At 37.1% G+C, this 13,484-nt stretch carries 17 protein-coding genes; 9 read left to right on the top strand and 8 right to left on the bottom strand.

All coding sequences use genetic code 11. The annotated features are described in order from the left end of the window. The gene (locus QOS06_RS00915; RefSeq protein ID WP_230212503.1) at positions 1-240 is read right to left on the bottom strand and encodes a DUF739 family protein; all 240 of its coding nucleotides are present in this window, start codon (positions 238-240) and stop codon (positions 1-3) included. A 157-nt stretch (positions 241-397) separates the two neighbouring features. Here QOS06_RS00915 and QOS06_RS00910 point away from each other — a divergent pair, with 157 nt between their 5' ends. From QOS06_RS00910 to QOS06_RS00875, 8 genes are all read left to right on the top strand, one after another. After that, entirely contained in the window at positions 398-1,063 is a 666-nt protein-coding gene (locus QOS06_RS00910; protein WP_283595316.1) for a LexA family protein, read from the top strand. 62 nt (positions 1,064-1,125) lie between these two features. Continuing rightward, on the top strand, positions 1,126-1,248 hold the full coding sequence (locus QOS06_RS00905) for a hypothetical protein (protein ID WP_267865360.1): 123 nt from the start codon (positions 1,126-1,128) through the stop codon (positions 1,246-1,248). A 32-nt stretch (positions 1,249-1,280) separates the two neighbouring features. Continuing rightward, positions 1,281-1,979: an ion transporter gene (locus tag QOS06_RS00900; RefSeq protein ID WP_283595444.1), complete on the top strand. Its 699-nt coding sequence runs from the start codon at positions 1,281-1,283 to the stop codon at positions 1,977-1,979. A 54-nt stretch (positions 1,980-2,033) separates the two neighbouring features. After that, positions 2,034-2,351 carry a DUF2628 domain-containing protein gene (locus QOS06_RS00895; protein ID WP_283595312.1) on the top strand — a complete coding sequence of 106 codons (318 nt, stop codon included), beginning with the start codon at positions 2,034-2,036 and terminating at the stop codon, positions 2,349-2,351. 96 nt (positions 2,352-2,447) lie between these two features. Continuing rightward, positions 2,448-3,038, top strand: coding sequence for a hypothetical protein (locus QOS06_RS00890; protein ID WP_283595310.1), 591 nt, complete (start codon positions 2,448-2,450; stop codon positions 3,036-3,038). Further along, positions 3,038-3,514, top strand: a complete 477-nt coding sequence (locus tag QOS06_RS00885; RefSeq protein WP_283595309.1) for a hypothetical protein — start codon at positions 3,038-3,040, stop codon at positions 3,512-3,514. The genes QOS06_RS00890 and QOS06_RS00885 overlap by 1 nt, the downstream gene beginning before the upstream one ends. A 74-nt stretch (positions 3,515-3,588) precedes the next feature. Continuing rightward, complete coding sequence (locus QOS06_RS00880) at positions 3,589-4,026, top strand: DUF4231 domain-containing protein (RefSeq protein WP_099979618.1); 438 nt, start codon at positions 3,589-3,591, stop codon at positions 4,024-4,026. Then, complete coding sequence (locus tag QOS06_RS00875) at positions 4,026-4,604, top strand: TIR domain-containing protein (RefSeq protein WP_099979619.1); 579 nt, start codon at positions 4,026-4,028, stop codon at positions 4,602-4,604. Before QOS06_RS00880 ends, QOS06_RS00875 begins: the two co-directional genes overlap by 1 nt. Here QOS06_RS00875 and QOS06_RS00870 read toward each other — a convergent pair. Then, positions 4,585-4,785 carry a hypothetical protein gene (locus tag QOS06_RS00870; RefSeq protein ID WP_099979620.1) on the bottom strand — a complete coding sequence of 67 codons (201 nt, stop codon included), beginning with the start codon at positions 4,783-4,785 and terminating at the stop codon, positions 4,585-4,587. The genes QOS06_RS00875 and QOS06_RS00870 overlap by 20 nt on opposite strands. A 217-nt stretch (positions 4,786-5,002) precedes the next feature. Between QOS06_RS00870 and QOS06_RS00865 the strand changes: the two genes are divergently transcribed. Beyond that, positions 5,003-6,115 carry a tyrosine-type recombinase/integrase gene (locus QOS06_RS00865; RefSeq protein WP_283595306.1) on the top strand — a complete coding sequence of 371 codons (1,113 nt, stop codon included), beginning with the start codon at positions 5,003-5,005 and terminating at the stop codon, positions 6,113-6,115. Between the two features lie 36 nt (positions 6,116-6,151). Here QOS06_RS00865 and pepT read toward each other — a convergent pair whose 3' ends face one another. The 6 genes from pepT to dnaG form a co-directional block, all read right to left on the bottom strand. Continuing rightward, positions 6,152-7,402, bottom strand: coding sequence for a peptidase T (pepT, locus tag QOS06_RS00860; protein ID WP_152703659.1), 1,251 nt, complete (start codon positions 7,400-7,402; stop codon positions 6,152-6,154). 24 nt (positions 7,403-7,426) lie between these two features. Continuing rightward, a complete protein-coding gene (locus QOS06_RS00855; RefSeq protein WP_003671063.1) occupies positions 7,427-8,251 on the bottom strand; it encodes a Nif3-like dinuclear metal center hexameric protein in 825 nt (274 codons plus the stop codon). Beyond that, positions 8,238-8,945, bottom strand: a complete 708-nt coding sequence (locus QOS06_RS00850; RefSeq protein WP_283595304.1) for a tRNA (adenine(22)-N(1))-methyltransferase — start codon at positions 8,943-8,945, stop codon at positions 8,238-8,240. Before QOS06_RS00850 ends, QOS06_RS00855 begins: the two co-directional genes overlap by 14 nt. 97 nt (positions 8,946-9,042) lie before the next feature. After that, a complete protein-coding gene (locus QOS06_RS00845; protein ID WP_003671065.1) occupies positions 9,043-10,227 on the bottom strand; it encodes an aminotransferase class I/II-fold pyridoxal phosphate-dependent enzyme in 1,185 nt (394 codons plus the stop codon). Positions 10,228-10,443: 216 nt separating this feature from the next. Next, positions 10,444-11,586: an RNA polymerase sigma factor RpoD gene (gene rpoD / locus QOS06_RS00840; RefSeq protein WP_003671067.1), complete on the bottom strand. Its 1,143-nt coding sequence runs from the start codon at positions 11,584-11,586 to the stop codon at positions 10,444-10,446. 1 nt (position 11,587) lies between these two features. Next, on the bottom strand, positions 11,588-13,453 hold the full coding sequence (dnaG, locus tag QOS06_RS00835; RefSeq protein WP_085678313.1) for a DNA primase: 1,866 nt from the start codon (positions 13,451-13,453) through the stop codon (positions 11,588-11,590). Between the last annotated feature and the right edge of the window lie 31 nt (positions 13,454-13,484).

Below are 13,484 nucleotides of genomic sequence, written 5' to 3'. Positions count from 1 at the left end.
CTACCCTCCTAGTACAGTTTTCTGTACATATTCCTTAAAAAAATAAGTGCTAATTTTAGCATCAGGAATTGATAGAACCGCACTAATTGCCTTAATTTCCTTTTGGGTAAACGAACTATGATTGTTAAGCTTAATATTCAAAGCAGTTCGACTCATACTAATAGCTTCTGCAAGAGCCGCTTGTGACATATTCTTTTCCCGCATACGCTTTTCTAATAATGAATAGTCATATTTACTCATGGACACACTCCCTTCTGTTTTTTTGTTCATTTTTCTGAACAACTATATTATATATCAATCTGTCACGGAGTCAAGATAAGTTGTACATTTTTTTGAACATTAGATAATGCGCGTCCATAAATCTGTGCTAAAATACAATAAAGGGGTGTTAAAAAATATGAACACTTTTCAAAATAGATTAAAAGAAGCATTAGATAGCTCAGGACTATCTCAAGCCGAATTAGCGAGACGAGCTAATATTGGCCGAAATTCAATCAGTGACTATCTAAAAGGAAAATATGAAGCTAAACAAGATAAACTTCATGCCCTAGCACAAGTCTTAAACGTTGATGAAGGTTGGCTAATGGGCTATGACGTTAAACAGGAAAGAAAAGTTACGTCTGAAACTAACTTGCCAACTAACATCGTTTACCCGCTGGGAAATAATTTTGAGCGCATCAGCATCCCCCTCATTGGTGAAATTGCCTGTGGTGATCCGATCACAGCCGAGGAAAATATTGAGGGCTACGTTGAAGAGATTTTTGAAAAGCCTGTTCCAAAAGGCAACCTCTTTGCTCTACGTTGCAAAGGCAAAAGTATGGAACCAACTATTCATGATGGATCAATTGTAACCATTAGAGAACAACCCACAGTGGAAGACGGTGAAATCGCCGCTGTCCTTGTTGATGGTGATAATGAGGCAACTCTGAAACGAGTCAAACATCAAGGAAATCTAATTATGCTAATGCCAGATAATAAAGAATTCGACCCAATTATCTTAGATAAAGATAATCCAGGCCGAATTGTTGGTAAGGCTGTTCACGTTTCATGGAGTATTAAATAATAATTTACGTCCAAATACTGATCGACGTAAAAAGCTGATATTTATATTGGGGAGAATTAATTATGTCATACACACATAAAAAAATAAAAGAAAACGACACCATCAAAGGACTAAACGTGAAAGTAATTAATAATGATCAAACTATTGGCAGATCTCTTGGTCATCATTCCTATAGTTTCAATTAGGAGTAAGTAAAACGAAAAAATTAAAGTTCTACATTTATGATATTTTCATGGCGTTACTTGCTATTATTTCAATTGTTCTGATTGTTTTAGATTACGCCCATGAAATTAATATCATTTCACCACCTTATAGTATTATTGATAATTCAATTTTAATTATTTTTGCGGTTGATTACTTTGTAAGACTATTCTATGCAAAAGATAAGAAAAGATTCTTCAAAGAAAATATCTTTGATTTACTCTCTATCATCCCCGTTAATAACCTTTTCTATGTCTTCCGGATGGCTAGAATTGGACGAGCATTCCGCCTATTAAAACTTTTAAGAATTTTTCGATTAGTTGGATTAACTGGAAGACTACATAAGTTTTTAAAGACTAACGGACTTATTTATTATCTCTATATCAGTTTAACCGTTATCCTTATTGCTTCCTCACTATATTGCATTTCTGAAAAAGTATCATTCAGCACTGCATTATGGTGGTCAATCACTACGGCCACGACTGTTGGATATGGGGATGTCTCCCCTACTACGGGATTAGGAAAAGCTGCAGCAGTTTTATTAATGTTCCTAGGAATTGGTTTCATTGGAATGCTAACAAGTAGTCTTACTAATTTCTTTGATACTTCAACAGATAATGATCTAGAAAAAGAATTAGCTGAACTCAAGCAGCAAAATCAAGAACTTGAAGATCATTTAAGTAGGTTAGAAAAGCTTGTGAAAGAGAATAAGTAAATATGTACGTCCAAACGTGATCGACGTTAAAAGCTACTATTGGAGGAAATTATAATGCACGTGAATTTAGAAAATCCTAATACGCACCAACTTAAACAAGTTAAAGTTGGCTTCTCTTGGACAACGTTTTTCTTTGGCTTCTGGCCAGCACTTTTCCGCGGTGACTGGAAATGGTTTGTCATTCAATTAGCAATCGAAATTGTCTTGGGGTGCTTCACATTTGGAATTGGGGCCGGCATTGTAGGAATTATTTTTTCGTTTTTCTACAATAAATTGTACATTAATGATTTACTTGAAGCTGGATATGTTCCAAATGATAAATCTTCAAAAGACATTCTTTTAAGTAAAGGAATTACTGTGGCAAGCAAATAAGCAATTATATATATAATAATTAGCCGGCTTTATGCCGGATACATAATGACCAAATGCTGATGTCATTAAAAGCTGAACTATTGGGGAGTAAACAAAATGAAAAAGTTAGGTTTAATCTGTGTCACCCTGCTAGCTGGGTTGTCATTGTCAGCCTGCAATAACCTGGCGTCACAGCAGTCAAAATCATCAAAAATGAGTAGTCTTAAGGCTGAACATTCTAGCTTAATTGCAGAATCTAGGAAACAGGCCAAAAAGAATCATAAAAACAAGCATAACCATAAACAGAAGAACGCAAATTCAACTACAAAGGCCTCCAATAAAAAGGATAGTGTAACTAGTTCTAGTTCAAATAATAGTACTAAACAAGCCACCCAGAATGATTCGCGTTCTTCTGATAACGGCTCAGATACTGCTGCTAGTTCTGCAGCGTCGAGCACTAGCAGTAATAACAATTACGATGCCACCGATTCATATAATGGCGACTCAAGTCGTTATCGTAATGGCACGCGAAAGCCAAGTACCTTTAGTAATAATCAAGACTACCAAGCCTATTTGGCTTACTACCAAGGATATAATTACGATAAGTCCACTGGGCAGATGACCCGAATGAATGATCAGCAACTGAATGATATGCGCCAGCAAATGAACCAAGATGGTGGTCAAAGTTTTGGGCAAGGAGGCCAATGATGAAAAGACTAATTCTAATTAGTACCGTATTGCTTGCCGGGCTATCACTCTCTGCTTGTGGAAATAATAATAAGCAAGCTGCTAGTTCTTCAGATAGTAGCAAAGAAAGCAGTCTTAAAGCGGCTAATGCTTCCCTTAAGCACAGGATTAGCCAGCAGAAAAAACAGTCTAAAACGAATAGCTCATCAATTGAGTCTTCCTCTAGTAGTTTCTCAGATCAACAGTCAGCTAATACCAGTGGTTCATCTTCTCAATCTCAGGCATCTTCCACACAAGCAAGCAATAATCAGGGGTCGCAAAACGTTGATAACTTCAATGGTGATATCCATGACTTCATAAATACCTACGGCGAAACTATGGCTGCTTATAAGATAGATCATGGGATGTCCGTTAAAGACGCCCTAAACTCTACGCCTGATGATATGAAAACATCTGGTGAACTGCAAGACCAATACATGATGAATGGTGAGCAGTAACAAAAAAAGCATCCCCCACTGGTGCACGGGATGCAAGAAATTTTTAAGGAAGGAGTAATTAATTCATTATCGTTATGCAAGCAAACGAATACATTAAAAACCGGTTAGATGATCAAATTAACTGGTATGACAAAAAAAGCGCTACTCAAAAGAAATGGTACTATCGTTCAAAATTAGTTACACTAGTTTGCACATCTTCTATTCCTGTTATATCAGTAGCACTCAGACATCAATCTTTTACTGTTATTATTACTGCATCAATTGCCGCAGTAGCAACTGTTACAGAGGGAATCTTAACATTAACAAAGTGGCACGAAAAATGGATAGCCTACCGTTCGAACGCCGAAACATTAAAGCATGAAAAATTCGCCTACTTAACCTCTTCAGGAGCTTATTCTAATATGAGCGACGAAGAAAAGTTTCATAATTTAGTAGATCGCACAGAAAATATTATTTCTAATGAAAACACTAATTGGGCATCTCTCGGTAAAAAGAAAGGAAAGACTATTTAATGAAGCATAAATGTTTTATCTCGTTTAAAACCGAAGATATTTCTTATAAAAAAGCCATTCAAAATGACTTAGACGTCGATATGATTGATAAATCACTCAACGAACCAATTAACTCTCAAAATGAAGATTATATAATGCGCAAAATTCGAGAAGATTATCTAAAAGATTCTACAGTTACAATCTGCTTGATCGGGAAACATAGTGCAGAAAATGATTTATTTGAAAACCAACATTATATTAAACGAGAATTACAGGCAAGTTTATATGATGTTCCAAATGGTATCCTGGGAGTTGTTCTACCGGATATGACAAATCAGATTTATAAAGGTACTTATACTTGTGAGGTGTGTGGTCAAGAGCATAATTATGTAAAGATCGATGATGATACTGTTATCAAGGAATTTAGTGTAAACTACTATATTCCAAATCACTCTGGATGCGCCTGGAGTGCTGATGAAAGATATTGTGTTTTAGTCAAATGGGAAGACTTTGTTAAGGAACCAAACACATACATTGAAGCAGCCTTTGATAAAAGATCTGAACCAGTTAAAAATAAGATTACTGTTTTTCCGAAATAATTCGGTATGTTTTTTCAAAGATTTCTTTTTTTACTGGCCATTGTTCTCCTTCGACTCCAGTAATAATCCAATCGCCGGCATTAGCATGCATTACACCTTCAAGAGTCTTAATATCTACAGGCTTTTCTGTTTGATAAGCTTCAACCGGTATACTTTTTTTAACCACTTTATATAATTTCATATTTTCTACTTCTTTCTACTTTTACAAGTTTACAAATATTATAGCATTAAACAAAATTGATTAATTGTGTTTTGTCCAAACCCTGATAACGTAAAAAGCTGGTAAATGAAAAAAGCCCATCCCCTACTGGCATAGGAGATGGACCGAGGGTTGATAATACATTGGTGTGTGATATCAACCCTTTTATTATAACAAATTTATAATAGGAGGAACAATTATGTGGATAGAAAATCTACCTGACGGACGTTTTAAGTTTAGAGAACGGTATAAGGATCCTTTAACCGGCAAATCATTTAAGGTATCTGTTACTGTAGCAAAAAACACAACTCACACACGTAAAGAAGCACAAATTAAGCTGGACAAAAAAATAACTGAAATACTTAAAAGTATTCAATATGGAAAGATTAAGCATGGTATTCATCTTAAAGAACTTAAAGACGAGTGGCTCCCAACTTATAAATTAGAAGTCAGAGCTAATACTTATAGTAATGCTGAAAGCCGTCTGCGTCGTGTAATGCGAGATATTAAACCTGATACTCTAATCGAAAAAATTACGCCAAACTATTTAACTAATTATTTTAATAACCTATTGTATAAACAAAATCTTAAAAATGGAACAGTAAGCCATATCAAGCAAACATTAAACGTTATGTTTGACTATGCCGTAGTACACGATTACCTAAAAGAAAATCCCATTCAAAAAGTTAAAATCCGCTACCGCAAAGAGGATGGTTCAGCTAAACCAAGAGATAAATTTTTAGAAGATGATGAGCTAAAAAAAATTCTTGAATTTGAATATCAGGCCGGTAACCCATATGGTCGATTTTGTGAATTCCTATATCTCACTGGTCTACGATATGGCGAAGCTGCCGCTTTAACTTTGAAAGATATTCGAGGAAACAAAGCAACTATCTCTGGAACGCTTATTAAGCTCCCTAAACAACCGGCCTATAAGCAAAATTCAACAAAAACACAAGCAGGTACACGAACTATAACTTTGCCTAAAAGAGCTATTAAAATTTTGAAAGATCAAGAACAGGAATTCCCTAATAATGAATTTTTATTTTGTACTAAACAAAAAAACTTTATACCAGAAGTAACTCTTAACTATCAATTAAGACGAGCAAAGAAGAAATTTGATATCGACAAAAAAGTTGACTGCCATATTTTTCGTCATACCCACGTCTCTAAATTAGCTGAACTAGGAATTCCGCTCTATGTAATTCAAGATCATGTTGGACATGCTGACGATCAGACTACTAAGTTGATTTACCTACACGTAACAAAAAAAGCCCAGCAGAAGCTGGACTCTCAATTGGATAAATTATAAAAATTTGCCCCCTAAGTGCCCCTTAGCGGGCATTTTTTATTTATCTTCTTCGGCAGTCAACCGCACAATCTCAAGCAGGGTGTCCAATGCGCGTTCCATTGTTTGCAGTGATACATATTCAAAACGCGAGTGCATGTTTTCTCCACCAGCAAAAAGATTAGGAGTTGGTAAGCCCTTATAAGAAATTGTTGAACCATCCGTCCCGCCACGAACTGGATAGATATCCGGTTTAATGTCTAGATTCTCCATAGCTTTCTTCGCAATTTCAACAACTTCCATGTGATCCTTAAGCGCATCTTTTAAGTTGTAGTATTGGTCATAAAGATTCATCGTTACTAGGTCTGCACCAAGTTCATCATTTAGGCCAGCAACAACCCGGTCGAGTAAATGCTTCCGTTCAATAAACGTTTGCTTATCATGATCACGAATTAAATATGTCATTGAAGCATGATCAACAGTTCCATCAAACTTGTATAAGTGATAGAATCCTTGCCGTCCATCTGTTCGTTCAGCTCGATCATGTGCTGGCAAGCTATTTTGCAAGTCAATTGCAACCTGAATAGCATTGATCATTGTTCCCTTAGCAACCCCAGTGTGAACATCTTTTCCTTGAATCTCAATTTCTGCCTGAGCTGCATTAAATGTTTCATATTCCAATTCGCCAAGTGGACCACCATCAACCGTATAGGCAAAATCGGCCCCAAAATCCTTAACATCAAAATGATCAGCCCCGGTGCCGATTTCCTCATCAGGTCCTAAACCAATCTTAATTGTTCCGTGCTTGATTTCAGGATGAGCCATCAGGTAAGCAGCCATTGTAACAATCTCCGCTACTCCTGACTTGTCATCAGCCCCAAGCAAAGTAGACCCATCAGTAGTAATTAAAGTATTGCCCTGATATTTTTCCAATGATGGAAATTCAGTAGTAGTTAAGGCATATTGGCCATCTTTATCAAGCTTAATATCTGACTTGCCATCGTAATCTTTGACAATCTGTGGATTAACATTATGAGCATTAAAATCTGCAGTGTCGATATGGGCAATGAAGCCAACCGTTGGCACATCCTTGTCAATATTACTTGGAATTGTAGCGACCAAATATGAACTTTGTGGATTAATATGAACATCACTCAACCCTAAAGATATCAATTCATCTTTTAATTCATTTAAAAATGCAGTTTCCTTAGGATCAGAAGGAATTGTTTTTGAATCTGGATTTGACCTTGTTTCAGTTTTAACATACTTCAAAAAACGTGGTAATAACCCCTCATACTTTTCCTCACTCATGATTAGCATCTCCTTATCTAAAACCTATTTAGTAATAAAAGTAAACGGCTCTGTATTAACTCTACTCTCTAGCACCTCAAACTGCCAATTATTTTCATTCTTCCACTGGGTGATTAAGTTAGCAAGCTGGTGGGCAGCTACCACTTCAATATGATGTCCAGGATCAATAACAACAAGGTGATTAGCAATCATATCGTGCGCAAAGTGGTAACTTACATCTCCAGTGACATAAGCATCAGCTCCAGTTTCAAGAGCTTGTTGATAAAAATCTTGACCAGCACCACCAAGTACTGCAACACGTTTAATCTCTCTCTCTTGGTCAAGCGGGTTGACAATTAACCGTAATCCGCGGATGGCAAAAACATCTATACAATAATTTGCAAATTTTCGCGGTGTTAATGGTTCATTCAGCTCACCAACACGCCCCATTCCAACTGGTTCACCGCTTATTGGATCATTTCCTGCTGGCACTAAAGGCACAGTATTAGTTAGGCGAAGTTGATCTGCTAACCAGTCATTCATTCCGCCATTAGCAGTATCTAAATTAGTATGAGCTGCATAAACAGTAATATTATTCGCCAAAAGTTTAGCGTACATTGCATTTTGCGGATCCCGCGTATCTAGATTCTTTGCTGGGTGAAACATAATGGGATGATGAGCAAAAATAAGGTCAACATTTTGCTCAATTGCTTCATCAACCACTTCTGGGCGAACATCAAGGGTGGTCATTAGTCGAGTAATCGGGAGATCTGGATTGCCAATTTGTAGACCGACATGATCCCATTTTTCTGCTAGTTGCGGATTAGCAAATTTTTCAAAACGCGCAATTAATTGGTTACCGGTTGTCATCGGCGATCGCTTCCTTTACTTGTGATAAAAACTCGTTTATCTCATTAATCTTTTTTACTGGTGGCTGTTGAGCCTTTTGCATCTGATCAATAACATGGGCTTCACGTTGAAGATATTCTTGCCATTTTTTCCTAAAAACAGGCCCTTTATTTTCCAATAAAAATGGTCCAAAATCAAGCTCATACTTACTGTATCTAAATGGGACAACTGATGGCTCAGCAACGATAATCTCATAAATATGATTGTCTTCTTCAATTATTTTTTCGTTCATTATTTGGTAATAATTATTCATTAACCATTCACGCAACTGACTTTCCCCTACATTCGGTTGAAGGACAAGTCGCTTAATTCCTGTTAACTTATTCTTGTCTTTCTCTAAAATCGAAGCAATCAAACTCCCGCCCATTCCGGCAATCGTAATTGTATCGACTTTATCTGCTGGTTCAATCGCTGCTAAACCGTCTGCCAAACGTGGGATAACCCGGCCTTCTAATTTGTGGTCTTTTATTTCACGAACGGCATTTTCATAAGGACCCTTTACTACTTCTCCAGCAATTGCAAAATCAATTTTACCATCTAACACTAATGCGGCTGGTAAATACGCATGGTCAGAACCAATATCAGCCACCCGCGCACCTGCTGGAACAAGGGAAGCAACACATGCTAAACGTGCTGACAAGTGCTTTTCATCCACAAAAATCATTCCTTTATCTATTTAATAAATCAATTATAACAAAAAGAGGAAGCAAGATAGCACCCACTTAGGAGTCCTATTCCTACTTCCTTCTAATTTACGCAAGATGGTCTAAAAATTCACCAATTCGTTTAATGGCTTCTGTTAGGTTTTCATCAGAGGAGGCATATGACAGACGAACATAACCATCGCCACCCTTACCAAATGCACTACCTGGTGTTACTCCAACCTTTGCTTCTTTAGCAAGCTGCTTTGCAAAGGCAACATCGTCAGTTCCAAATTGAGCTGGAATCTTAGCAAAAAGGTAAAATGCCCCTTCAGGAGTTAACATTTCAAAGCCTAATTTCTTAAGACCGGCAACAAGTAAATCGCGACGATGCTGGTAAATCTTTCGAAATTCTAATGGATCATTTAAACCATTTGTCAGTGCTTCAGCCGCTGCAACTTGAACGTTATTAGTTACGGTTGTGACTAAGAAGGCATGCATCTTTGAAATATTAGCCATGATCTTAGCCGGAGCTGCAACATATCCTAAACGGTAACCAGTCATTGCGTGAGATTTTGAGAGTCCAGAGATAAAAATTGTCCGCTCTGGAATCATAGTAGCAATTGAATAGTGCTCTACCCCATAGACTAGTTCGCTATAGATTTCATCAGCAATCGCATATAAATGATGCTTCTTAATTACTTCAGCTAATCCTGCTAGAACTTCTTGAGGATATTCACGACCAGTTGGGTTACTTGGGTAGTTAAGGATAACAGCTTTGACGCCTTTTCCCTCTTCTTCAAGAACTTCTTCAAGCTTTTCTGGAGTTAGAACAAAATTATCTGCTGAAGTATCAACCTGAACAACTGTTGCTCCTGTCATTTCAATTAATGGGAAATATAGAGAGAAAATCGGGGTCGGAACCACAACTTTGTCTCCAGTATTAAGGATTGCAAATAAGGTTGCATCGAGGGCTTCGGTTGCTCCCACAGTCGCAATTATTTCCGTTTGCGGATCATAGTGCACATCACGAGTATTCTGAATATAATCACTGATTGCTTCAAGTAATTCTGGTTTTCCCATTTGAGGAGCATAGTGAGAATCATCTTCCTCAATACTTCTAATGGCTGCTTGCTTAACGTGTTCAGGAGTTGCCATGTCTGGTTCTCCCAATGTTAATTTAATAATTCCTGGGATCTTTGAAACTTCTTTATTGAATTCACGGATACCTGATGGCTGTAACGCATCTAACTTGTGACTAACAGTTCCATATAAATCAGCAGATAATTCTGGCATTGTTCGATCTCTCCTCAATTTTTATTTTTAATAGATTTAAAAAACGCTTTATAAAAATTTTACCCGAACAATCAAATGTTTTCAATACAAAAATAAGATTTCTCTCATTTATTTTAAATAAAATTAAAAAGTAGCTTAAGATAATTAATTAACTTAAACTACTTTTTTAGTGTAAATCCATCTTTTTTACGTATATATATTAAATGGAGAATATTTTTATTCTAAGAAATCTTTTAATTGCTTAGAACGTGATGGGTGACGTAATTTCCGAAGCGCCTTAGCTTCAATCTGACGAATCCGTTCCCGGGTTACCCCGAAGACTTTTCCGACTTCTTCAAGGGTCCGTGTCCGACCATCATCTAAACCAAAGCGAAGCCGCAGAACATTTTCTTCACGATCGGTTAACGTATCCAGCACATTTTCAAGTTGCTTCTTCATCATTTCATAAGCAGCATGGTCAGCTGGACTTGTTGCATCTTGATCTTCAATAAAGTCCCCTAAATGAGAATCATCCTCTTCACCAATAGGCGTTTCAAGTGAAACTGGTTCTTGGGCAATTTTAAGAATATTCCGTACTTTTTCAGTTGGCATATCCATTTCTGCACCAATTTCTTCGGGTAACGGCTCACGTCCTAAATCTTGAAGTAATTGCCGTTGAATCCGGATCAATTTGTTAATAGTTTCAACCATATGAACCGGAATCCGAATTGTCCGTGCTTGGTCAGCAATTGCCCGTGTAATAGCCTGACGAATCCACCAGGTAGCATAAGTAGAGAACTTAAATCCTCGCCGGTAATCGAATTTTTCAACGGCTTTCATAAGTCCCATGTTACCTTCCTGGATTAAGTCAAGAAACTGCATTCCACGGCCAACATAACGCTTTGCAATTGAAACAACTAACCGTAAGTTAGCCTCAGCTAATTCTTGTTTAGCTACTTCATCACCTTTTTCAATCCGTAAAGCAAGCTGAACTTCTTCATCAGCCGTCAAAAGATTTACACGACCAATTTCCTTCAAATACATCCGCACAGGATCATTAATTTTAACTCCAGTTGGAGCTGATGTATCCTTCATAGCAGATTGTGAGAATTTTTCAGTAGCCTTTAAAGCACGAGGATCTGGATCCCCATTTTCATCGACAACACTAATTCCGGCATCTTCAATATTTTGAAGTAAATTGTCAATCCCATCAGCGTTCAATTCAAATGGTTTAGCAATTTTAGTAGTTAATTCATCGTACTCAATCTGCTTTTGCTTCTTGTAATTACGAATTAACTTACCAACTGCGGTGTCATATTCTTGTTGGTCAAAATTGGCGCTGTTAGAAATAACAATGTCTTTTTTTTTGCTTTTTGCCATATTAATTAGTCTCCTCCGTTTTTAAGCGTTGCTGCTGCTTTAATAATTTTACCAGTTCAATCGTTAATTGCGTAGCTAATTCTGTATTATGCAATGAATTAGCTTCTTTTAACTGGGCTTGCTTATCTGCAATTTGCGCAGCTAACGGTGTTTGTTCTACGATCATATGGATACAATCATCAATTGCTCGCATATCAACTTCTTGGTCAACATTTAAATTTTCAATTTGCCCAAGAGTACCTTGTAAACTACTTTCATCTAAATAATCAAGAAAGTCAGCAGTTGAATACGAGCCATTTTCAGAAAAATAACTTGCTGCTAATAAATACAAAGTTTGATATTTCTCATGTGCAAAATGAAAATTGTGATCTGCTGTCACATGCATCCATACTTCACGATCATATAGCATGTACCTTAATAAGATCTGTTCCGCTAATTCAGTCCTACTAAGTTTAATTTTTTGCTGTTCTTCTTCACTAGTTTGTTGAAACTGTTGATGACGAGCTAGTGAAGGCTGTTGCTTAATCCATGGCTGATTATGAATTCCTAGTTGTTGTCGCAATTGATCTAACTGCGTTTTTAAGGTTTGTCGATCTAACTTGAACTCACCTGCCAACCGTTGCAAGTACATATCTTCTTCTAAGGGAGCTTGAACCTGAGCAATTACCTTCAGCGCTTGGTTAAGATATTGCATTAGTTCATTCTGATTATCTAAATTTTTCCCATTTCTTAAAAAGCGCAGGTAAAATTCTGTTGTTGTTTCTTCCTTATTCGTAAGATAGGCATTGAATTGCTGTGGTCCATACTTTTGAACATATTCATCTGGATCGATCCCAGCCGGCAATTGGACAACCTTTACCTGCAACTGATTAGGTCGATGATCATTAACGAGGCTAATTGCACGATCAATTGCATTTTGTCCCGGTTGATCTCCATCGTAGCAAATGTCTAATTGCCTAGTTGCTCGACCAATAATCGCTACTTGCTCTTCGGTAAAACTAGTTCCCATTGAAGCAATTCCATTTTCGATCCCTGCAGCAAAGGCCGAGATTACATCCATAAATCCCTCAAATAAGTATAATCGACCATCTTTGCGGGCTGCTTTTCGTGCAACATCAAAATTAAATAATGTTCGCCGTTTATTGAAAATCGGTGTCTCAGGACTATTTAAATATTTGGGTAAATTTGTTTTACTGGTATCAATTAATCGCCCAGAAAAAGCAATTACCTGTCCTTGACCATTTTTTATTGGATATATTATCCGTTCAATAAACCGGTCTCGCAACTCTCCTTGTTGATCTTCACTAAAAAGTCCACTTTTTCTTAGCAATTGGTAATCAACTTTTTGCTGTTGGAAGAAAGGCTTCAAGATTCGCTGATCAGGAGCATAGCCTAAACCAAATTGTTCAATCAGCTCCTCACTCATTCCCCGTTTTTTTAAATAATTAAGTGCAACTTGCCCAGCCGGTGTATTTACCAATATATGGTGATAAAGTTTAGCCGCTTTATCATGAAGATCAAACAGCTGTCGATTCTCGTTATTTAATGGTTTAGCCGGAACGCTAACATATTGTTCAGGAATCTTGATATTACTATCGTTAGCGATCTCCTTAACTGCATCGACAAAATCGATATGCTTTAACTCCATCAAAAATTGAAATACATTTCCGCTCCGGTGACATCCAAAACAATAGAAAAATTGTTTTTCCTCATTCACCGAAAAAGAGGGGGTCTTTTCATCATGAAAGGGACATAACCCAATTAGATTTTTTCCAGCCTGATGCAGTTGGATATAGCGCCCAATTACATCACCAATATCAACTGAATTTCGTATTTCATCAATTACATTACGCGGTATCTTTGCCATTGATCCACCTCACTTAGTAAGCGAACAGCAA

Source organism: Limosilactobacillus sp. DJ3M12, assembly GCF_947381695.1.
In the GTDB taxonomy this organism is placed as follows: domain Bacteria; phylum Bacillota; class Bacilli; order Lactobacillales; family Lactobacillaceae; genus Limosilactobacillus; species Limosilactobacillus kinnaridis.
Note: the sequence above shows the minus strand (reverse complement) of the source record. Positions and strands in the feature narration are given on the sequence as shown.